Below are 21,045 nucleotides of genomic sequence, written 5' to 3' on the forward strand. Positions count from 1 at the left end.
CGGCACCCGCGGCCTCCGCGATCTCGGCCATGGCGTTGATGAACGAGATCTTCGTGGCGAGGAAGGCGTTCGCCGCGCCCTTGACGAGCTCGGCGGTCGCCAGATCGGTCACGATGAACGGGGTTCCCGCCTCGATCGCGGATTGATAGACCTCGCGCAGCACATCGGCGGTGCGTTCGCCGTCGTCGCCGGGCGGAACACCCACCACGAGGCGATCAGGCGAGATCGTGTCCTGCACCGCCCACCCCTCGCGGAGGAACTCGGGATTCCACGCCAGGGCCGCCCCGCAAACGGCCAGCTCGACGGCCAGACGCTCGGCGGTTCCCACCGGCACCGTCGACTTTCCCGCGACCACATCGCCCCGGCGCAGGTGGGGGAGGAGGGCGGTGACCGCCGCATCCACGAATCGGAGATCGGCGGCATGCCCTCCCAGCGGATGCTCCCGACGAGTCGGCATCCGGCCGGTGAACGCCGCGTGGCCGCGGCGTGTCCGGATATCCGGAGGGCGCGGTCGCGGGGGTTTTCGTGGTGCCGCTGGTAGGCTGAGGGAGGTCGACGTCTGTCGGCCGCACAACTTCATATCGACTCATGGAGCGATCGGCGGAGAGCTGGTCCCCTGTGGTGGGTTCCTCGGCGGGTCGTCGGGTGGCTTTCTACTGGTGGCCAGCGCAGGTGACATTCGCGGGAATGCCCGCGCGCCCGTATCCGGCCGCATCCGCTCCTTCATGAACACGCTCGCGCGTCATACGGATTCGCGAGTCTAAACAAAGAAGGAGAGACCTCTTGGAAGGTCCTGAAATCACCGCCACCGAGGCCGTTCTCGACAACGGCCGCTTCGGCACCCGCACCATCCGCTTCGAGACCGGCCGCCTCGCGCAGCAGGCTCAGGGCGCAGTCGCCGCGTACCTCGACGGCGAGACCATGCTCCTCTCGGCCACGAGCGCAGGCAAGCACCCGCGCGAGGGCTTCGACTTCTTCCCGCTGACGGTCGACGTCGAAGAGCGTTCGTACGCAGCAGGCAAGATCCCCGGCTCGTTCTTCCGTCGCGAGGGCCGCCCCTCCACCGAGGCGATCCTGGTCTGCCGACTGATCGACCGTCCGCTGCGTCCGTCGTTCGTCGACGGCCTCCGCAACGAGGTCCAGATCGTCATCACCGTTCTCTCCATCGCTCCCGGTGAGTTCTACGACGCCCTCGCGATCAACGCCGCCTCCGCGTCGACGCAGATCTCGGGTCTCCCGTTCTCGGGCCCCGTCGCCGGTGTGCGCCTCGCGTTCATCCCGGGCCACGGCGAGCACGCCGACCAGTGGGTCGCGTTCCCGACCGCCGAGCAGGTCAGCGAGGCCGTGTTCGACCTGATCGTCGCCGGTCGTGTCGTCACCAAGGCTGACGGCACCGAAGACGTCGCGATCATGATGGTCGAGGCTGAGGCCACCGAGGGCAGCTGGAACCTCATCAAGGCCGGCGCCACCAAGCCCGACGAGACCGTCGTCGCGCAGGGTCTCGAGGCGTCGAAGCCTTTCATCGCCCAGCTCGTCAAGGCTCAGGCCGAGCTCGCGGCGACCGCTGCGAAGGAGCCGGGCGTCTACCCGGTCTTCCCGCCGTACTCCAGCGAGGTCTACGACTTCGTGGCCGAGCGCTCGTACGACGACCTGGTGAACGTCTACCAGATCGCCGACAAGCTGGAGCGTCAGGGCAAGGACGACGAGGTCAAGGACCGCGTCAAGGCGCAGCTCATCGAAGCCGTCGAGGCAGGCAACCTGCCGGCTGGAGCCCCGCTCGAGTTCTCCGCGGCGTACAAGTCGGTCACGAAGAAGATCGTCCGCGGCCGCATCCTCACGGAGAGCGTGCGCATGGACGGCCGTGGTCTGGCGGACATCCGTCCGCTCGACGCCGAGGTGCAGGTCATCCCGCGCGTCCACGGCTCGGCGATCTTCCAGCGCGGCGAGACCCAGATCATGGGCGTCACCACGCTGAACATGCTCAAGATGGAGCAGCAGATCGACTCGCTGTCGCCCACGACGAGCAAGCGCTACATGCACCACTACAACTTCCCGCCCTACTCGACCGGTGAGACCGGCCGTGTCGGTTCGCCGAAGCGTCGCGAGATCGGGCACGGCTTCCTCGCCGAGCGCGCACTCGTGCCGGTGCTGCCGAGCCGCGAGGAGTTCCCCTACGCGATCCGTCAGGTCTCCGAGGCGCTGAGCTCCAACGGCTCGACGTCGATGGGTTCCGTCTGCGCGTCGACCCTGTCGCTGCTGAACGCGGGTGTGCCGCTGCGCGCAGCCGTCGCCGGTATCGCGATGGGTCTCGTCTCCGATGAGGTCGACGGTGAGACGCGCTACGCCGCCCTCACCGACATCCTCGGCGCGGAGGACGCGCTCGGCGACATGGACTTCAAGGTCGCCGGTACGAGCGAGTTCGTCACGGCCATCCAGCTCGACACGAAGCTCGACGGCATCCCGTCGTCGGTGCTCGCCGGCGCGCTGACGCAGGCCCGCGACGCGCGTCTGACGATCCTCAATGTCCTGAACGCCGCGATCGACGCTCCCGACGAGATGGCGCCTACCGCGCCTCGCGTCATCAGCGTGCAGATCCCGGTCGACAAGATCGGCGAGCTGATCGGCCCGAAGGGCAAGACGATCAACGCGATCCAGGATGAGACCGGCGCGCAGATCTCCATCGAGGAGGACGGCACCGTCTACATCGGCGCGACCGACGGCCCCTCGGCCGAGGCGGCCCGTGCCCAGGTGAACGCGATCGCCAACCCGACCAACCCCGAGGTGGGCGAGCAGTTCCTCGGAACCGTCGTCAAGATCGCGACGTTCGGTGCGTTCGTCTCGCTGCTCCCGGGCAAGGACGGCCTGCTCCACGTCACCGAGGTGCGCAAGCTCGCCGGTGGCAAGCGCGTCGAGAACGTCGACGACGTGCTGTCGGTCGGTCAGAAGATCCTCGTGAAGATCACGAAGATCGACGACCGCGGCAAGCTGTCGCTCGAGCCCGTTCTCGACGACGCCCCCGCCGCGGACGCCGCTCCTGCCGAAGAGGCCGCCGCCGAGTAATCGACAGCTCTCTGCACACGAAGCCCGGGTCGTCACTACGACGATCCGGGCTTCGTCGTATCCGATGTGACCAAACCGTTATTGGAAGTTTTCCCGCCGTTCCACGGATTGGTCGGAGCGTTCGCGGTTCTCGAATACCCTCGAAGTACGCACCGGGGGGTGCATCGAAGGCAGTGACGCAGATCGGATCGCACCGATCGACGCGGGGGTGAGGAAATGCGGTTGTTCAGCGTAGGCGCAGGGACGCCGCCCGAGCGCGCGCAGGCACAGGCCGCGGAGCACCCTTCCGCTCCCATCCCGATCGTCGGTCCCGGGGTAGGGGAGGGCATTCGCGTCCCACTCGGCGAGACCGGGTTCGACACGTTCCCCCTGATGCTCGGAGCCGCCGAGTTCGGCTGGAACGTCGACCTCGAGACCAGCCACGGAATCCTCGATCGGTACGTCGAGTTCGGTGGCAATGCCATCCACACGGCAGACGGGTTCTCCGGCGGGCGAAGCGAGCACATCATCGGGCAATGGCTCCGTTCCCGCGGACGACGCGAGAGCGCGCTGCTCAGCGTCAGGATCGGTGCGCACGCCGACAATCCCGGTCTCGGGTCCACCAACCTGGTCCGCGCGGTCGAAGGCTCGCTCACGCGTCTCGGTGTGGAGCGCATCGACGTCCTCTACCTCGATGCCACGCTCGACGCGACGACGAATCTCGAAGACACCCTGGCGACCGTCGAGTGGCTCGTCGAGGCAGGCAAAGTGGGCGCGCTCGGTGCGTACGGCTTCGCCCCCGAGCGTCTCGTCGAGGCCCGCATCCTCGCCTCCGCCGGCTACCCGCGCGTCGAGGTCATCGACTCCCCGTACAACCTCATCCGCCGCCAGGCGTTCGAGGGCGATCTCCGACTCGTCGCGGGCGCTCAGAACCTCGCGGTCACGCCTTCCCACGCCCTGGAGCACGGGTTCCTCTCCGGGCGTCACCGCACCAAGTCGCTCACCTCGCGCAGCGTGCGTGGCGAGCAGCTGCGCGGCAACCTCAACCGACGCGGCACGAAGGTGCTGAAGGCTCTCGATCAGGTCGCCGCCGAGCTCGCGCTCCCCGTCGCTGCGGTGTCGATCGCCTGGCTGCTCGCGCAGAGGACCGTCGTCGCTCCGATCGTGAACGCGTTCGCCGCCGAGCATGTCGACGAGCTCATGCAGGGTGCGGGTGTCGCGCTGTCGCGCGTGCAGATCGCCGACCTCACTCGAGCCGGTAACTGAGCGTCGACACACCCCCGTCACATACCTGGCATAGGGTGGAGGGGATTCCGGAGGACGCTGTCGATGAAGCGAGCGAGTGAGTGACGCATTACATATATCTGGTCAGGCATGGCGAGCACCAGGATGCCGAGCACGGCCTCACCGACGGTCCGCTCTCGCCGCGGGGCCAGCGCCAGGCCGAGTTGATCGCCGATCGTCTCTCGGGGCTTCCGCTCGACGCCGTCTGGCATTCGCCCCTCCTGCGCGCGGCTGAGACGGCGCGCGCCATCGCCGAGCGACTGCCATCGGTCGATCCGGAAGCCACTGCGCTGCTGTTCGACTGCGTGCCGACCGGAATGACCGAAGAGACCCCTGCCGCGTATGAGCCCTTCTTCGGCTCGGTCACCGACGCCGAGATCGAAGCCGGACGGGCGCAGATGTTCGACGCGGTCAACGAGTTCCTGGTTCGCAAGCCGGGTGATGTCCACGAGGTGCTGATCACGCACAACTTCGTGATCTCGTGGTTCGTGCGTGAGGTGCTCGGGGCGCCGGAGTGGCGATGGATGACTCTGAACCAGGCCCATTGCGGGCTCACCGTGATCGCCCAGAAGCAGGGGCGTCCCTGGACGCTGTTGACGCACAACGACACCGGGCACCTGCCGGTGGAACTGCGCACGGGCATCCCCGATCACATGCCGGTCTGAGCCTCGGACGACGCCCGTCTGCGCTCTCGCTCGCCGCGCCGAGCGGGAGCGAGGACACGCTCCCGTCGAGAAATAGACTGAACGCATGACCACTCAGGTAGCTCTCGTCGGCGGGACCGGGAAGCTCGGCTCGATCATCCACGCAGTGGTGAACGAGCTCGAGGGTTTCGAGGTGAACCGAGTGCTCACCTCTCAGAGCGACCTCGCCGAGCTCGATGGTGCCGATCTCGTGATCGACGCGACCACGCCTCAGGTGAGCGTCGACGTCGTGCGCGCCGCCGTGGAGCGTGGCATCAACGTGCTCGTCGCGACCTCCGGATGGTCTGCGGAGCGCATCGCGCTGGTACGCCCGTTGGTCGAGGACTCCGGAACAGGGATCGTCTTCATCCCGAACTTCTCGCTCGGTTCGGTGTTGGGCTCCGCGCTGGCCGCGGCCGCCGCACCGTACTTCGGATCGGTCGAGATCGTCGAGGCGCACCACGAGAAGAAGGTGGATTCACCCAGCGGCACCGCCGTGCGGACTGCTGAGCTGATCGCGGCAGCGCGGGCCGAGCTGGGGCCGGTCAGTGCGCCGCACGCCGACCAGAGGGCCCGCGGTCAGCAGGTGGGCAGCGTGCCGATCCACTCCCTCCGTCGTCCCGGCGTCGTCGCCAAGCAGGAGGTCATCCTGTCGGGACCCGGCGAGTCGTTGACCTTCACGCATGACACGGTCGAGCCCGCCCTCGCGTACGCACCAGGAATCCGCATCGCCGTTCCGTTCGCGGCGACATCGACCGGTGTCGTCGTCGGACTCGAGAACATGATCGACATCGGCATCCGCTCGTGATGTCACGGATCGGCGTGGCGCTCATGGCCGGGGCACTGCTGGTCTACCTCGCCGTGTGCGTCTGGCTCGCAGTGATGTTCTTCGCGGTGGGCACCACGGTCTCGATCGGGATGGGGATCGCACTGATCGTGCTGGCGCCGATCGGCGCCTGGGCGCTCGTCCGCGAGATGCAGTTCGGGTTCGGCGCCGATCGTCTCGGGCGTGAACTCGATGCTGAGGGCGGCATGCCTGTGGCCGAGAGCGAGCTCACTCCGAGTGGTCGAATCGCGCGCGCAGACGCAGACCCGCTGATCGCACGCTATGCCGACGCGGTTGCGTCGGCGCCCGGCGATTGGCGAGCCCGCTACCGCCTCGGCGTCGTGCAGGATGCGGCCGGGCGTCGCAAAGACGCCCGCGCCAGCATCCGCGAGGCGATTCGCCTCGCTCGAGGCTGATCCGGCTCAGGCGAGTGTGGCCTCGAGCGTGATCTCGATGCCGGCCAGTGCCTGCGACACCGGGCAGCCGACCTTGGCTCCCGCGGCGATCTCCTGGAATGCCTCCGCAGCGATGCCGGGCACGACGGCGTTGACGTTGAGGTGGCTGCCGGTGATGCCCGTGCCTGGCTTGAAGGTGACGGACGCGCTGGTGTCGACGCGCTCCGGCGGGGTGCCGTTCTCGGAGAGCGCGTGAGAGAGCGCCATGCTGAAGCACGAGGCGTGCGCTGCGGCGATCAGCTCTTCCGGTGTGGTGGTGGTGTCGCTGCCCTCGCTGCGGGCCTTCCAGTTGATCGGGAAGGTGCCGAGCTTCGACGTGGAGAAGGCGACGGTGCCCGAGCCCTCCGCGAGGGATCCGGTCCAGGTGGTCGTGGCTTCACTGGTGACGGGCATGATTCCTCCGGTTCTCGCGCGCCGCGGGATGTGCGGTGGGCTGTGGTGGCCAGCCTATCGACCGGGAGCGTGCGGCGGAACCGCGCTCAGGCGGCCGAGGGTGCGCGCCCGAGGACGCCGGCGCGCTGCAGCAGCAGATAGATCTGGCAGCCGAGGCAGAACGAGAATGCGGCGTTGAGGAAAGCGGCGATGAAGGCGGCGGCCGTCGCTATGGGCAGCGCCCACGGCACGCCGACCAGGTGCAGCACCACTCCGATCGTGACGACGAAGAGCCCGACGCCCTGTGCGAAGCGCGGGGGACGCGGATCCTCCAGTTCGGTGGGCGGTGCGAGGCGAGGCCGCACGAACCTGCGGAACACGACACCCCAGGGCGCCGTCGCGGGGGAGACCACGCTCCAGACGAACAGCAGGGCGATCACGACCGTGAGAAGGAACGCGGGGTCGAGAGCACGCTGTCCCGGTGACGCCGCGACGATCGCCCAGGTGTCGGAGGAGGTGCCGAACGACCTCGCCGTCGAGATGCCGATGAGGCCGAGAAAGGTGGCCGCGAGCAGCAGAACGGCGGTGATCGTGGCTGCGAAGCGCGGGCCGCGGGGATCGATGCCTGCGGGTGTGGTCATCTCTGTTCTGATCCTTCCTGTCTCAGACGGACGTGAGAACTTCGTCGAGGGCGTGACGGTGGGGTACGCCGTGGAACCGTGCGCGGACAGCTCCGGACGCGTCGACGACGAACGTCGTGGGGGTTTGCATGACCTTGTACCTCGCGGAGAGGTCGGGGCGATGCGTCAGATCCACCTCGAGATGCCGTACGTCCCCGTCCGCAGAGGCGTAGCCGGTGAGCATCCGCCGTACCTGCGGGCAGCGTGTGCACATCTCGGTGCTGAACTGCACGAGAGTCGCGCGAGAGCCGAGGTCGGCTGCCGCGTCGGCCGGATCGAATCGGAGATGTCCGCCGTTCTGGCGTCGTCCGTCCAGGAGGCGCAGCGTGACACCGACCGCCGCGGCGAGCACGACGAGCGCCGCAGCGATTCCGAGCGCGAGTGCGGGGGACATGGGTCGAGGATACGGTCGTGCGGCGGGTGCGAGGGTCGATGTGTCGCATCGTGACGACCGGACTCGCCGTCCCAGCGCGCGGTAGTCTGGGGGACATGAGCGCAGCCGTCCCGACGCCGTACGAAGATCTGCTCCGCGACGTGCTGGAGTCCGGCACGCACAAGTCGGATCGCACCGGCACGGGGACCACCAGCGTCTTCGGCAGGCAGATCCGCTTCGACCTGTCGCAGGGCTTTCCGCTGATCACGACGAAGCGCGTGCACTTCAAGTCGATCGCCTACGAGCTGCTCTGGTTCCTCAGGGGCGATTCCAACGTGAAGTGGCTGCAGGACAACGGCGTCACGATCTGGGACGAGTGGGCGGACGCCTCGGGCGACCTCGGCCCCGTCTACGGAGTGCAGTGGCGGTCGTGGCCGTCGCCCGACGGCGAGAGCATCGACCAACTGAGCGACGTGATCGACCAGATCCGCACGTCTCCCGATTCCCGACGCCTGATCGTGTCGGCATGGAACCCTGCGGACATCCCTGACATGGCGCTCGCTCCGTGCCACGCCCTCTTCCAGTTCTACGTCGCGGACGGCAAGCTGTCCTGCCAGCTCTATCAGCGCAGCGCCGACCTGTTCCTCGGCGTACCCTTCAACATCGCCTCCTACGCGCTGCTGACGCTGATGGTCGCTCAGCAGGTCGGGCTCGAGCCCGGCGACTTCGTCTGGACGGGCGGCGACTGCCACATCTACGACAACCACCTCGATCAGGTGCGCGAGCAGCTCAGCAGAGACGCCTATCCGTATCCGACTCTGCGTTTCGCGCGGAAGCCCGAGACGATCTTCGACTACGCCTATGACGACTTCGTCGTCGAGGGCTACCAGCACCACGCAGCGATCCGGGCGGCGGTGGCGGTGTGACCTGGGTGGGCCTGATCTGGGCCGAGGCGCATGACGGTGTGATCGGCGCCGAGGGTGGCATGCCGTGGCATGTGCCCGAGGATCTCGCGCACTTCAAGGAGATCACGTCAGGCGCCCCGGTGATCATGGGGCGCAAGACCTGGGATTCGCTCCCCGAGCGGTTCCGACCCCTGCCGGGGCGCGAGAACATCGTCATCACACGCCAGCAGGACTGGTCCGCGGTCGGTGCTCGTCGTGCGGCGTCGGTCGTCGAGGCGGTGCGGGGGCAGGAGAAGGTCTGGATCATCGGCGGGGCCGAGATCTTCCGACTCGTGATCGCCGATGCCGACCGTCTCGAGGTCACCGAACTGGACCTCGATGTCGACGGCGACGCGCACGCTCCGTCGAAGGCAGGATGGCGAGTGGTCGACGAGGGGCAGTGGCAGACCTCTCGCACCGGGATCCGCTATCGGTTCCTGGGATACGAGCGCTGATGCCCACCGCGCTCATCACGGGAGCGAGCGCCGGGCTGGGAGCCGAATTCGCACGCCAGCTCGCCCGTCGACGGGCCGACCTGATCCTCGTCGCTCGATCCGTCGAGGCGTTGGATCACATCGCCTCCGAGATCCGGAGCGAGTTCGGCGTGGCCGTCGAAGTGCTGGTCGCCGATCTGGCAGATGAGCGTGACGTCGAGCGCGTGGCCGCCCGACTGCGCGACACCTCGGATCCGGTGGACCTGCTCGTGAACAACGCAGGGTTCGGACTCCCGCTGCAGTTCGCCGACAACGACGTCGACGACGAGGTGCGTCATCTCCGTGTGCATGTCGAGGCGTCGATGCGTCTCATGCACGCTGCGCTCCAGACCATGCGCGGTCGCGGCGGGCGCATCATCAACGTCGCATCGGTCGCCGGCTTCATCTCGCGCTCGACGTACTCGGCATGCAAGGCCTGGCTGATCGGATTCAGCCGCTGGGCGAATCTCGAGTACGCCCGAGACCGGGTGAGCGTGACTGCGGTGTGCCCCGGCTTCACCCACACGTCGTTCCACGAGCGGATGGGGCTCCCTCCCGGCCAGGAGGGGGTTCCGGCCTTCATGTGGCTCGATGCGCGCGACGTGGTGCGAGAGGGGCTTCGCGATGCAGCGCGCGGCAGGTCGGTGTCGATCCCGTCGTTCCGGTATCGGGCGATCGTGATGCTTGCGGCCGTGCTGCCGGACTCAGTGACCTCGGGAGTCGCTCGGCGAGGGCGAGTCTGACGCGCGGCAGGGGGGTCGATCAGTGGAATCGGCCGAGTCGGATGCCGGCATAAGCGATGGCGGCGACGGTCTCCCCGTCGCTGATCCGCCCGTCCGCGATCATCTCCAGAACCTCGCCGAAGGGCACCCAGCTGACGGCGTCGATCCCTTCCTCCTCCTGCGAGCTGGACGCCGAGTCCTCGGTACGCGACAGTCCGCGCGCCAGGAAGACGTACTCCGGGGCGTCGGCGATGCCGTTGAGCGCGTTCATCGCGCCCAACGGCGTCCAGTCCGCTGCCACGTGACCGGTCTCCTCGAGGAGTTCCCGTCGCGCGGCGAGAAGGGGCTCTTCGCCATCGCTGCCGCCCGCAGGCACCTCGATCGATCGTCCCGTCGTATAGCGCTCGAGGGTGACGAGGCACACGCGGTCCCGATCATCGAGCGCGACGACGAACACGGCCGGCTGGCGCATGGTCACGACTCCGTAGATGCCTTCGCCGCCGGGGCCCGTGACGCGATCCTCTCGGACGGAGATCCAGTCGTTCGCGTAGACGGTCGTGGTCCCGTGCGTCACCCATGCCATGGATCCGAGCCTAGGCGTCTTCGTATCATCGGAAGCATGGGATGGCTCTTCGGACGCAGGGCGCGCGGCGCGGAGGATGCGAATGAGACGCTTCGCCGCTACAACGAGGCGGAGGCGAATCGGTTGTCTGCGCTGACCGGGGGGTCAGAAGCGGCACCGCGTGCGTCGGCGACGATCAGCGCAGCGACGGGAATCGGGGAGTTCGTCGTCGAGGACGTCTTCACGATCACGGGACGCGGGATCGTCGCCACGGGGACGGTTCGAGCGGGAGTCCTGCGCGTCGGCGACGATGTCGACGTGGTCCGCCAGGGCGCGCCACACGCGACGACGTCGGTCGCCGGAATCGAGATGTTCCGCAGGACGGTGAGCGAGGTGACGACCGGGGACATGGCGGGGCTGGTGCTGACGGGCAAGGTCGACATCGAACGCGGTGACGTCATCCGTCCCCTCCCGTCTGGGTGAGCGGCACGCGAACCGATACGCTTGGGGTCATGACGCACTCGGGCAACCCTTTCGGACAGGTTCTCGTCGCGCTCGTCACTCCGATGACGGCCGACGGTGAAGTCGATTGGCCCGCCGTCGAGAAGCACATCGATGACGTCATCACCGCCGGTGCTGACGGAATCGTCGTGACGGGAACGACCGGCGAGACCTCGACCCTGACGGACCCCGAGAAGCTCAAGCTCGTCGAGATCGGCAAGTCGGTGTCGGCCGGTCGCGCCAAGATCATCACGGGTGGCGGGTCCAACGAGACCGCTCACGCGATCGAGCTGTACAAGGCCAGCGAGAAGGCCGGCGCAGACGGCATCATGATCGTCACGCCGTATTACAACAAGCCGACGCAGGCCGGCATCCTCACGCACTTCCGTCTGGTGGCCGATGCCACGGATCTGCCGGTGATCCTCTACGACATCCCCGGTCGCACCGGAGTGCCGATCAAGTACGAGACCATCCTGCGGCTCGCGAAGCACCCGAACATCCTCGCGGTGAAGGACGCCAAGGGCGACTTCTCCGAGGTCAGCCGTGTCCTCAACCAGACGGACCTCATGTACTTCTCCGGTGATGACGCGAACGTGCTCCCGCACCTCGCGATCGGTGCCACCGGCCTGATCGGCGTGACGGCGAACATCGCGGCGACTCCGTACCGCACGATCATCGATGCGGTGAACCGGGGCGACCTCGCCACCGCGACCGCCGAGCACAAGCGCCTCGAGCCGCTCGTGCGCGCCGTCATGACGCACGTGCCCGGCACCGTCGCCGCGAAGTACATCCTGCACGGACTCGGTCGTATCTCGAGCCCGCGCGTCCGTCTGCCGCTCGTCGGTCCCGAAGAGTGGGAGGCCGCCCTCATCGAGGACGAGCTCGATCTCGTGAAGGACGTTCCCGGCGCAGACTTCTCCAACTTCCGTCCCGACCGCAATGCGGCCGCGGGCGGCGCCCTGCCGAAGGTGCACGGCACGACCCGCTGACACCCGGCGCGGTGAGCCGCGTCACAACGAACGAACGGACGCGTGGAGTGTCCGACTGAGGAGACACCATGTCCACCCCGATCGCAGAACCCGCAGCACTCGACGAGGGGACGCTGCGGGTCACTCCGCTCGGCGGTCTCGGTGAGATCGGCCGCAACATGACGATCTTCGAGTTCGACGGCAAGATCCTGATCGTCGACTGCGGCGTGCTCTTTCCCGAAGAGCACCAGCCGGGCGTCGATCTGATCCTGCCCGACTTCGAACCGATCAAGGGGCGCCTCGACGACATCGTCGGAGTGGTTCTGACCCACGGTCACGAGGACCACATCGGCGCGGTTCCCTACCTGCTCCGTCTGAAGAGCGACATCCCCGTCATCGGATCGGGCCTCACGCTCGCTCTCGTCGAGGCGAAGCTCAAGGAGCACCGCATCAAGGCCTTCACGCTCACCGTGAAGGAAGGGCAGCGCGAACAGGTCGGTCCGTTCGACCTCGAGTTCGTCGCGGTCAACCATTCGATCCCTGACGCGCTCGCTGTCGCGATCCGCACGCCCGCGGGCCTGGTGCTCGCCACCGGCGACTTCAAGATGGACCAGCTTCCGCTCGACGGTCGGATCACGGACCTCCGCGCGTTCGCGCGCCTCGGCGAGGAAGGAGTCGACCTGTTCCTCGTCGACTCGACCAACGCCGACGTACCCGGATTCACGCCCACCGAGCGCTCGATCGGACCCGTGCTCGACCAGGTCATCGGCAAGGCGCCGCGCCGTGTCATCGTGGCGAGCTTCTCCAGCCACGTGCACCGCGTGCAGCAGGTGCTCGATGCGGCTCATGCGCACGGGCGCCGCGTCGCGCTGCTCGGACGCAGCATGCTGCGGAACATGACGATCGCCGAGGATCTCGGTTATCTGAAGGTGCCGAGCGGGCTGCTGATCGACTACAAGAAGGCCCGCGACCTTCCCGACGACAAGATCGTCTACATGTCCACGGGGTCGCAGGGCGAGCCGATGGCGGTGCTCAGTCGCATGGCGAACCTCGATCACGCGATCGAGCCCGGTCCCGGTGACACCGTCATCCTCGCCTCGAGCCTGATCCCCGGCAACGAGAACGCCGTCTACCGAGTGATCGACGGCCTCACGAAGCTCGGCGCGAACGTCGTGCACAAGGCCAACGCCAAGGTGCACGTCTCGGGGCACGCCGCTGCCGGTGAACTGATCTACTGCTACAACATCCTCAAGCCGAAGAACGTACTCCCCGTGCACGGCGAGTACCGCCACCTGATCGCGAATGCGAAGCTCGCGCAGGACACCGGTGTCGAGGAGGAGCGCACGATCATCGCCTCGAACGGCACGGTGATCGACCTCAAGGACGGCGACGCTCGTGTGGTCGGACAGCTCGACCTCGGCTTCGTCTACGTCGACGGCTCGACCGTCGGCGCGATCACCGACGCCGACCTCAAGGACCGCCGTATCCTCGCCGAGGAGGGCTTCGTCTCGGTGATCGTCGTCGTGGATGCGCAGACCGGACGTATCATCTCCGGCCCCGAGATCCACGCGCGAGGTATCGCCGAGGACGACTCGGTGTTCGACGACGTCACGCCGAAGATCGTCGCCGCGCTCAAGGAAGCGTCCGGCAACGGTGTGCGCGACACGCATGCGCTCTCGCAGGTCATCCGCCGCACCATCGGTCGCTGGGTGAACCAGAAGCTCCGCCGCCGCCCGATGATCGTCCCGCTGGTCATCGAGGCCTGACCCGAGGACGAACGTTCACAGTCGAGCGACATTCGACCGTAACGCGCGCACCGTATGCTCTGTGCATGTCGGACGCCTACTCGATCAGACCCGCCGTGCAGGCTGACGGGAGCTTTCTCGGCGACATGGTCGTCGAGGCGGCGAACTGGCGCTCGGGTGGAGCCCGGGCTCGGCATGAGATCCTGACGTCCGTCGAACACCGCAGATACCTTGCGGGGTGGATGCGCCCGGCGGACGCCGGATTCATCGCCGTCGATTCAGGCGGGCAACCGATCGGTGCGGCCTGGTATCGGATGCTGGCGCAGGACGACCCGGGCTTCGGTTTCGCGGGCACGGCGGTACCTGAACTGATCATCGGTGTGCAGCCGATCTGGCGGGCGCATGGGGTCGGCCGTACGCTGCTGCGTCGCCTCCTCGTCCATGCCGGCGAGCAGGGGCACGCGCGGATCAGCCTCAGCGTGGAGCGCGACAACTTCGCCCGGAGTCTGTACAGGTCCGAGGGATTCCTCGTCACGGACAGTGGACCCGCTCGTGACACGATGGTGCATCGCGTGTCGTGATGTGCGCCTGCGGGTGTCGAAGACCGCGGAATGCCGCGTCATTGAGGGGCATTGTCGGCTGCTGGCCGTAACGTGAGAGCATGGCCAGGAGCACCACGAAATCAGCGCGCGCGTCCGACAGCGCCACGCCTCGGCCCAAGCGGCAGGCCGCGCCGAAGGCTCAGGCCGCGCCGAAGAAGTACATCGACGAGCTCGACAAGCCCCCGGTGATCGTCCGCGCGTGGGGCGGGATCGCTCACGCGGTGGGCGGGATCTTCCGCGCGTTCGGGCCGGAGACACTCGAGAAGGACGACCGGCGCGACGGGTTCCCCCTGCTCCTGGTGCTTCTCGCGATCGCCGGTGCGGTGAACGAATGGTTCTTCATCGGCAACGAGGTCGCGACCAACATCAGCGCATACTCGGTCGGTCTCCTGATCGGCCGAATGGCCTTCATCTTCCCCGTGCTGCTGCTGATCCTCGCGGGCTGGCTCTTCCGACACCCTTCATCCGTTCACGACAACGGGCGGATCGGCATCGGCTTCGGCCTTCTGATGATCACCCTCGCAGGGTTCTGCCACGTCGCGGGGGGACTCCCGCAGCCTCAACAGGGCATGGTCGCTCTCAGCGCCGCGGGCGGTCTCTTCGGCTGGATCATCGGGCAGCCGCTGAGCTATCTGACGACGATCCCGGCGTACATCTTGCTCTCGCTGCTGGCGATCCTCAGTGTGCTGATCCTGACGAAGACACCCCCCAACCGCATCGGTCATCGTCTCGGTGACCTGTACGCGTGGATGTTCGACGCCGAGCGTGTCGAGAAGCCCGCGAAGGAGCCTGCGGCGATCGATGACGCCGACAAGGTCGACGACCCCGATGTGCTGCCGTGGTGGCGACGGAACAAGACCGGTCGCGAGGAGGACCCCGACGAGGGCACCCTCGGCTCCGATGACATCACCGCGCTCCTGACCACCACCGACGCGACACCGGCGTACGATCAGGCGGTCACCGTGGTGAACCCTGCCGTCTCGTCCGACGCCGCCACCGAGGTCCTGTCCGACGTGCGGTCCGTGACCGACGCTCTCGCCGAGCAGCAGACGACCGCGCTGCTCGATGACGAATCCGACACGGGCGAGATGCCGGAGCTCCCGGGTCTCGACGGCTTCGGCACCGACGGTCCGGGCGACCGCGGACCACAGGCGCCCGCCGCCCCCTACATCCTTCCGTCGCCCGGGGTGCTCGCCGAGGGCCCACCGTCGGTCGCGCGGTCTGAGGCCAACGATCGCATCGTCGAGCAGATCACGAGCGTGCTCTCGCAGTTCAACGTCGACGCCAAGGTGACCGGATTCTCCCGCGGTCCGACGGTCACCCAGTACGAGGTCGAGGTCGGTCACGGCGTCAAGGTCGAGAAGATCCTCCAGCTCAGCAACAACTTCGCCTATGCGGTCGCGTCGAACGACGTGCGCATCCTGTCGCCGATCCCGGGCAAGAGCGCGATCGGGATCGAGATCCCGAACACGGACCGCGAGACCGTCGCGCTCGGTGACGTCCTCCGCTCGCAGGCCGCGCTGAAGAACACCCATCCGCTCACGATCGGCGTCGGCAAGGATGTGGGCGGCAACTTCGTCACCGCGAACCTCGCGAAGATGCCGCACCTGCTCGTGGCCGGTTCCACCGGTTCCGGTAAATCGAGCTTCGTCAACTCGATGATCACGAGCCTGCTGATGCGCGCGCGGCCGTCGGACGTGCGAATGGTGCTGATCGACCCCAAGCGCGTGGAGCTCACGAGCTACGCGGGAGTGCCGCACCTCATCACCCCCATCATCACGAACCCCAAGAAGGCAGCCGAGGCGCTGCAGTGGGTCGTGAAGGAGATGGACATGCGGTACGACGACCTCGCGTCGTTCGGCTTCCGTCACATCGACGACTTCAACCGGGCGGTCCGGGCGGGAGAGGTCGAGGTCCCGGTGGGCAGCGAGCGGGTTCTCAAGCCCTACCCCTATCTGCTCGTCGTCGTCGACGAGCTCGCCGACCTGATGATGGTCGCGCCGCGTGACGTCGAGGACTCGATCGTGCGTATCACCCAGCTCGCCCGTGCGTCGGGGATCCACCTGGTGCTCGCCACCCAGCGACCCAGCGTCGACGTCGTGACCGGTCTGATCAAGGCGAACGTGCCCTCGCGTCTGGCCTTCGCCGTGACGAGCGTCACGGACAGCCGCGTGATCCTCGACAGCCCCGGCGCCGACAAGCTCATCGGTCAGGGTGACGCTCTGTTCTCACCCATGGGCTCGTCGAAGCCGTTCCGCCTGCAGGGAGCGTGGGTCGACGAGAAGGAGATCGACGCGGTCGTCAAGCACGTGACCCGTCAGGCGCGACCGGACTACCGCTCGGATGTGGCAGAGGCGATGGAGCCGACCAAGAAGAAAGAGGTCGACGAGGACATCGGAGACGATCTCGAGCTTCTGCTCGCCGCTGCCGAACTCATCATCTCGTCGCAGTTCGGTTCGACGTCGATGTTGCAGCGCAAACTGCGCGTGGGCTTCGCCAAGGCCGGGCGTCTCATGGATCTGCTCGAGTCCCGGGAGATCGTCGGCCCATCCGAAGGCTCGAAGGCGCGTGACGTGCTGGCGACCGTGGAGCAGCTTCCGCAGGTGATGGCCAAGCTCCGCGGCGACGACGCTCCTGCGGCGTCGCCGGCGCCCGCTTCTCCGGCGTCCGGCGCCACGACCGGTGCGGGAGCGGCCGCGCACGACCCCGTCGAGTCCCAGTTCGAGGGACTCCCCGTCGTCGAAGCCGAGGGCGACGAAGACGCCTGGGGCCTGACGGGACGCGACTGATGGCCATTCCTCGGCAGCTGCCCAATGCGATCACGGTGGCGCGTATTCCGCTCGCCGTCGTCTTCTTCGTGCTGCTCCTGCTCGGAGGGACGTACGGCCTCGATGACATCGCAGTGCGGTGGGTCGCTGCGGTGCTCTTCATCGTCGCGATCTCCACTGACTGGGTCGACGGGTACCTCGCACGGCGTTACGAGATCGTCAGCGACTTCGGCAAGCTCTGGGACCCCATCGCCGACAAGCTTCTGACCGGGGCGGGGTTCATCGGGCTCGCTGTGCTCGGTGAGCTCGACTGGTGGATCGTGATCATCATCCTGATCCGGGAGTGGGGGATCACAGTTCACAGGCTCGTGGTCGCGAAGGAGCACGTGGTCGCCGCCGCGTGGATGGGCAAGATCAAGACCGCAGTTCAGGGAGTGGCTCTCTCGTGGGCGGTTCTCCCGCTGCACGTGTTCATCGGCATCGATGCGTGGGTGATCGTCACGCTCGTCCTGATGGTCATCGTGCTCATCCTCACCGTGGCGAGCGGCATCGATTACATCGTCGCGCAGGTGCGAGGATCCCGACAGTCATGACGGTCGCTGCCTCGGCCCTCGCCGCCCTGGCAGCGCGCGGCTGGACTCTGGGTGTCGCGGAGTCCTTGACGGGTGGTGCCGTCGCCTCGGAACTCGTGGCCGTTCCCGGAGCATCCGCTGTGCTGAACGGAGCCGTCGTCGCTTACGCGACACCCGTCAAGCACACTCTGCTGGGGGTCGACGAGGAGCTTTTGCGTGCGCACGGGCCTGTCCATGCGGAGGTCGCAGTGCAGATGGCGGACGGTGTGCGTGATGCCGTCCGGGTCGACGGTCGGCGAGCGGATGTGGGCATCGCGACCACCGGAATCGCCGGGCCCGATTCACCGGACGGACAACCCGTCGGTACTGTGCACGTCGCGGTCGTGACCCCGGACATGTCGCAGAGCGAGGCGTTCCTGTTCGACGGCGAGCGGGCGGAGATCAGGGCGCAGACGGTGGATGCGGTGCTGGCGCTGCTCGACCGGGTGATGCGGGAATAGTCGGCGCCACCGCGTGGTTCTCGTCTATGTGCTCACACCCAAAGCACAGCGTGCAAAGGTAGGTTCTGTGAAGGTCAGTGCGACTAGACTGGCGATTCGATCGGGGGATGGCCCCGAGAGGCGATCTGGGAGGAGGTTCCGATGATTCTCGTACGGCAGGAAATCGGTGACGTGTTGAGGGACTTCCGCCTGCAGAAGGGACGCACCCTTCGTCAGGTCGCGAGCAAGGCGTCAGTTGCGCTCGGCTACCTCAGCGAGGTGGAGCGCGGACAGAAGGAAGCGTCGAGCGAGATCCTCGCATCTGTCGCCGATGCACTCGATGTCCCCATCTCCACCATCATGCGCGAGGTCGGCGACCGCATCTCGGTTCTCGAAGGAATCCAGGTGTTCCCCGATGTCGTCCCCGACGACCTCGTGGCCTCGGTCGAACCAGAGCTCTCGCTGCGCTGAGCGGCGCGGCTCTTCCTCTCTATGCGTCGAAGTGAGTTCCTTCGCGCCGTGGACGCGGAGTTCGGAGCGCGAGGCTCGTCGCTCGTCAGCGACCTCGTGCTGACCCAGCTCGGTGATCGCACTGCAGAGGCCGCCCTGGGCGACGGCGTGGCTCCTCGCGACATCTGGCTGGCGCTGTGCATCGAGGCGGATGTCCCTCTCGAGCGCCGTCACGGCGCGGGGCGCCTCGAACCGCGCCGCCGCTGACGTCCTGTTCGAGACTCTCCGGGTTTCACGGACCGATCTTCGGCGTGTCGTCGAATATGCGTTCGAATCGGGCGTAGTGTTCTGCACAAGTGGTTCAGAGGTACCGTCATCCCGATTTCCTGGATGCCAGCGACGCAATGTCGGAGGCTCCTCGTACGGTGAAGACAAGCCGAAGAGCCATACGCCTTGTCGGAGAGTTCCGCCCAACCGGGAGGACCGCGACAGCCTACAGGCGGCACCACGCGAGCATAAGGAGCACGCCATGCCATCACCCGCTGACCGCGAGAAGTCCCTCGAGACCGCCCTCGCCCAGATCGACCGTCAGTTCGGAAAGGGCTCGGTCATGCGGCTGGGCAGCGACGAGCGCGCACCCGTCGCCGTCATCCCGACCGGCTCCATCGCCCTCGACGTCGCTCTCGGCGTGGGCGGCCTCCCGCGTGGTCGCATCGTCGAGATCTACGGACCGGAGTCCTCGGGTAAGACGACCCTCACCCTGCACGCGATCGCCAACGCTCAGCGCGCCGGCGGCATCGCGGCATTCATCGATGCCGAGCACGCGCTCGATCCCGACTACGCAGCGAAGCTCGGTGTCGACATCGACGCGCTTCTCGTCTCTCAGCCCGACACGGGTGAGCAGGCTCTCGAGATCGCAGACATGCTCGTGCGTTCCGGCGCGATCGATCTGATCGTCATCGACTCCGTGGCCGCGCTCGTGCCTCGCGCCGAGATCGAAGGTGAGATGGGTGACTCGCACGTGGGTCTCCAGGCTCGACTGATGTCTCAGGCGCTGCGAAAGCTCACCGGTGGGCTGAACCAGACCAACACGACGATGATCTTCATCAACCAGCTGCGCGAGAAGATCGGTGTGTTCTTCGGTTCCCCTGAGACCACCGCTGGTGGAAAGGCGCTGAAGTTCTACGCGTCCGTCCGCATGGACATCCGCCGTATCGAGACTCTGAAGGACGGCACCGACGCGGTCGGAAACCGCACCAGGGTCAAGGTCGTGAAGAACAAGATGGCTCCGCCTTTCAAGCAGGCGGAGTTCGACATCCTCTACGGTGTGGGCATCTCGCGAGAGGGCAGCCTGATCGATTTCGGTGTCGAGCATGCCATCGTGAAGAAGTCGGGCTCGTGGTATACCTACGACGGCGATCAGCTCGGACAGGGCAAGGAGAACGCGCGGTCGTTCCTCCTCAAGAACCCTGACGTCGCTCTCGCTATCGAGACGCAGATCAAGCAGAAGCTCGGTATCGGCGGGGCCGTTGCAGACGGACCTGCTGATGAGCTCGCCGAGCGTCGCCCGGCCTGATCATGGTCGATCGTGACGGCGGGAGCGAGTCCGAGCGGCTCGCTCCCGTCATCCCGCTCTTCGGAGCGAAGGCGTCGGCCGCGCGCCCGTCCACGACCGCGATCCGCACGGGGGACCCTCTGGCCGATTCGGCGCAGTCGGATGCATCTACACCAGAGCGCCACAGCGAGTCGGTGTCCGAATCCGACCCTGCGTCGTGGCATTCGACGTGGAGCGGCGCGGCCTCTGACCTGCGCCGACCTGTTCCGCGCGGCGAGTCTGCGCGAGGTCGACCTGAAGGATCCCCGGGTGAGAGTCACCCGGCCCGTAGGGGAGGCAATTCGTCCCCGCGCCTGCGAGCGTTGGAGTTCACAGGTGAACAGGAAGCCGCAGCCGATGCCCCGAGCGTCGAGGAGCTCCGTACGTCTGCCGAGGAAGTGCTCGTTCGAAAGCTGCGCACACGCTCACTGTCGATCTCCGAAGCGCGTCTCGTGCTCCGCGGATTCGAACGGGAGGGGGTGCGTCTCGACTCGGCCCAGATCGATGACGTGCTCGACGAGTTCGGTCGCCGTGGATACCTCGACGACGGTGTCCTCGCTGAGCAGCTGATCACCGCGGGCGTCGAGCGCAAGGGGCAGGGGAGGGTCGCACTCTCGCGTGCGCTCGCGCAGCGGGGCATCTCGCGCGATGTGATCGACTCCGCCCTCTCTGAGCTTCCCGACGACGATGAGGCTCGCGCCCTCGAGTTCGCGCGCACCAAGGCGACATCGCTCGCTCGGCTCGAGCACGACACCGCACTGCGTCGTCTCATGGGCCAGCTCGCTCGGCGAGGCTACAACGGCTCGGTCGCGATGTCTGCGGCGAAGACCGCTCTTGCCGAGGTCACCCGCGGTCGCCCGTCGTCGGGCGTTCGGTTCGTGGAATCGGACTGACGGCTGCGGCGCCGGCATCGCTGCAGAGTCTCCCTTGACGCTCGCTCGTAGAATGGGAGC

The 21,045-nt window shown here is 67.1% G+C and carries 23 protein-coding genes and 1 pseudogene; 19 read left to right on the forward strand and 5 right to left on the reverse strand.

What is annotated here, in order from left to right; all coding sequences use genetic code 11:
• Window positions 1-457, reverse strand: a pseudogene (locus RTM68_RS00005) (UDP-glucose 6-dehydrogenase); the annotation flags it as partial.
• Window positions 458-783: 326 nt separating this feature from the next.
• Here RTM68_RS00005 and RTM68_RS00010 point away from each other — a divergent pair.
• The 5 genes from RTM68_RS00010 to RTM68_RS00030 all read left to right on the forward strand — a co-directional run bounded on the left by RTM68_RS00010 (window position 784) and on the right by RTM68_RS00030 (window position 6,248).
• On the forward strand, window positions 784-3,060 hold the full coding sequence (locus RTM68_RS00010) for a polyribonucleotide nucleotidyltransferase (RefSeq protein WP_312167142.1): 2,277 nt from the start codon (window positions 784-786) through the stop codon (window positions 3,058-3,060).
• 216 nt (window positions 3,061-3,276) lie between these two features.
• Window positions 3,277-4,305, forward strand: a complete 1,029-nt coding sequence (locus RTM68_RS00015) for an aldo/keto reductase (protein WP_194764203.1) — start codon at window positions 3,277-3,279, stop codon at window positions 4,303-4,305.
• Between the two features lie 80 nt (window positions 4,306-4,385).
• Window positions 4,386-4,988 carry a histidine phosphatase family protein gene (locus RTM68_RS00020; RefSeq protein WP_194764202.1) on the forward strand — a complete coding sequence of 201 codons (603 nt, stop codon included), beginning with the start codon at window positions 4,386-4,388 and terminating at the stop codon, window positions 4,986-4,988.
• 85 nt (window positions 4,989-5,073) lie between these two features.
• Window positions 5,074-5,814 carry a 4-hydroxy-tetrahydrodipicolinate reductase gene (gene dapB, locus RTM68_RS00025; protein ID WP_312167148.1) on the forward strand — a complete coding sequence of 247 codons (741 nt, stop codon included), beginning with the start codon at window positions 5,074-5,076 and terminating at the stop codon, window positions 5,812-5,814.
• Complete coding sequence (locus RTM68_RS00030) at window positions 5,814-6,248, forward strand: hypothetical protein (protein ID WP_312167151.1); 435 nt, start codon at window positions 5,814-5,816, stop codon at window positions 6,246-6,248. The genes dapB and RTM68_RS00030 overlap by 1 nt, the downstream gene beginning before the upstream one ends.
• A 6-nt stretch (window positions 6,249-6,254) precedes the next feature.
• On the opposite strand, the gene RTM68_RS00035 is transcribed toward RTM68_RS00030, so the two are convergent.
• The 3 genes from RTM68_RS00035 to RTM68_RS00045 all read right to left on the reverse strand — a co-directional run bounded on the left by RTM68_RS00035 (window position 6,255) and on the right by RTM68_RS00045 (window position 7,733).
• Window positions 6,255-6,680: an OsmC family peroxiredoxin gene (locus tag RTM68_RS00035; RefSeq protein ID WP_312167154.1), complete on the reverse strand. Its 426-nt coding sequence runs from the start codon at window positions 6,678-6,680 to the stop codon at window positions 6,255-6,257.
• 86 nt (window positions 6,681-6,766) lie between these two features.
• Complete coding sequence (locus RTM68_RS00040; RefSeq protein WP_312167157.1) at window positions 6,767-7,300, reverse strand: DUF4395 domain-containing protein; 534 nt, start codon at window positions 7,298-7,300, stop codon at window positions 6,767-6,769.
• A gap of 22 nt (window positions 7,301-7,322) precedes the next feature.
• A complete protein-coding gene (locus RTM68_RS00045; protein ID WP_312167159.1) occupies window positions 7,323-7,733 on the reverse strand; it encodes a thioredoxin family protein in 411 nt (136 codons plus the stop codon).
• Between the two features lie 95 nt (window positions 7,734-7,828).
• On the opposite strand from RTM68_RS00045, the gene RTM68_RS00050 reads away from it, so the two are divergent.
• The 3 genes from RTM68_RS00050 to RTM68_RS00060 are packed head-to-tail and all read left to right on the forward strand — an operon-like array spanning window position 7,829 to window position 9,872.
• Window positions 7,829-8,638, forward strand: a complete 810-nt coding sequence (locus RTM68_RS00050) for a thymidylate synthase (RefSeq protein ID WP_312167161.1) — start codon at window positions 7,829-7,831, stop codon at window positions 8,636-8,638.
• Window positions 8,635-9,111, forward strand: coding sequence for a dihydrofolate reductase (locus RTM68_RS00055; RefSeq protein WP_312167164.1), 477 nt, complete (start codon window positions 8,635-8,637; stop codon window positions 9,109-9,111). Before RTM68_RS00050 ends, RTM68_RS00055 begins: the two co-directional genes overlap by 4 nt.
• Window positions 9,111-9,872, forward strand: a complete 762-nt coding sequence (locus RTM68_RS00060) for an SDR family oxidoreductase (protein WP_312167167.1) — start codon at window positions 9,111-9,113, stop codon at window positions 9,870-9,872. The genes RTM68_RS00055 and RTM68_RS00060 overlap by 1 nt, the downstream gene beginning before the upstream one ends.
• Before the next feature lie 19 nt (window positions 9,873-9,891).
• On the opposite strand, the gene RTM68_RS00065 is transcribed toward RTM68_RS00060, so the two are convergent.
• Window positions 9,892-10,434, reverse strand: coding sequence for an NUDIX hydrolase (locus tag RTM68_RS00065; protein ID WP_312167170.1), 543 nt, complete (start codon window positions 10,432-10,434; stop codon window positions 9,892-9,894).
• Window positions 10,435-10,470: 36 nt separating this feature from the next.
• Between RTM68_RS00065 and RTM68_RS00070 the strand changes: the two genes are divergently transcribed.
• The 11 genes from RTM68_RS00070 (at window position 10,471) to RTM68_RS00120 (ending at window position 20,985) form a co-directional block, all read left to right on the forward strand.
• Window positions 10,471-10,896 (forward strand): EF-Tu/IF-2/RF-3 family GTPase, encoded by a 426-nt coding sequence (locus tag RTM68_RS00070; protein WP_312167172.1) that lies wholly within the window; start codon window positions 10,471-10,473, stop codon window positions 10,894-10,896.
• A 29-nt stretch (window positions 10,897-10,925) separates the two neighbouring features.
• The gene (gene dapA, locus RTM68_RS00075) at window positions 10,926-11,903 is read left to right on the forward strand and encodes a 4-hydroxy-tetrahydrodipicolinate synthase (RefSeq protein WP_312167175.1); all 978 of its coding nucleotides are present in this window, start codon (window positions 10,926-10,928) and stop codon (window positions 11,901-11,903) included.
• A 68-nt stretch (window positions 11,904-11,971) separates the two neighbouring features.
• The gene (locus RTM68_RS00080; RefSeq protein ID WP_312167177.1) at window positions 11,972-13,648 is read left to right on the forward strand and encodes a ribonuclease J; all 1,677 of its coding nucleotides are present in this window, start codon (window positions 11,972-11,974) and stop codon (window positions 13,646-13,648) included.
• Between the two features lie 65 nt (window positions 13,649-13,713).
• A complete protein-coding gene (locus RTM68_RS00085; protein ID WP_312167179.1) occupies window positions 13,714-14,208 on the forward strand; it encodes a GNAT family N-acetyltransferase in 495 nt (164 codons plus the stop codon).
• An 80-nt stretch (window positions 14,209-14,288) separates the two neighbouring features.
• Window positions 14,289-17,018, forward strand: a complete 2,730-nt coding sequence (locus RTM68_RS00090) for a DNA translocase FtsK (protein ID WP_312167181.1) — start codon at window positions 14,289-14,291, stop codon at window positions 17,016-17,018.
• Window positions 17,018-17,590: a CDP-diacylglycerol--glycerol-3-phosphate 3-phosphatidyltransferase gene (gene pgsA, locus RTM68_RS00095; RefSeq protein ID WP_312167184.1), complete on the forward strand. Its 573-nt coding sequence runs from the start codon at window positions 17,018-17,020 to the stop codon at window positions 17,588-17,590. Before RTM68_RS00090 ends, pgsA begins: the two co-directional genes overlap by 1 nt.
• Window positions 17,587-18,069, forward strand: coding sequence for a CinA family protein (locus RTM68_RS00100; protein WP_312167187.1), 483 nt, complete (start codon window positions 17,587-17,589; stop codon window positions 18,067-18,069). Before pgsA ends, RTM68_RS00100 begins: the two co-directional genes overlap by 4 nt.
• Window positions 18,070-18,210: 141 nt before the next feature.
• Complete coding sequence (locus RTM68_RS00105; protein ID WP_045280478.1) at window positions 18,211-18,519, forward strand: helix-turn-helix domain-containing protein; 309 nt, start codon at window positions 18,211-18,213, stop codon at window positions 18,517-18,519.
• A 21-nt stretch (window positions 18,520-18,540) separates the two neighbouring features.
• Window positions 18,541-18,765 carry a DUF3046 domain-containing protein gene (locus RTM68_RS00110; RefSeq protein WP_312167190.1) on the forward strand — a complete coding sequence of 75 codons (225 nt, stop codon included), beginning with the start codon at window positions 18,541-18,543 and terminating at the stop codon, window positions 18,763-18,765.
• 262 nt (window positions 18,766-19,027) lie between these two features.
• Window positions 19,028-20,074 (forward strand): recombinase RecA, encoded by a 1,047-nt coding sequence (gene recA / locus RTM68_RS00115; protein ID WP_194764186.1) that lies wholly within the window; start codon window positions 19,028-19,030, stop codon window positions 20,072-20,074.
• A gap of 416 nt (window positions 20,075-20,490) precedes the next feature.
• On the forward strand, window positions 20,491-20,985 hold the full coding sequence (locus RTM68_RS00120; RefSeq protein ID WP_312167195.1) for a regulatory protein RecX: 495 nt from the start codon (window positions 20,491-20,493) through the stop codon (window positions 20,983-20,985).
• Window positions 20,986-21,045 lie beyond the last annotated feature (60 nt).

The sequence above is a fragment of the Microbacterium sp. genome (assembly GCF_031988965.1).
GTDB lineage: Bacteria > Actinomycetota > Actinomycetes > Actinomycetales > Microbacteriaceae > Microbacterium.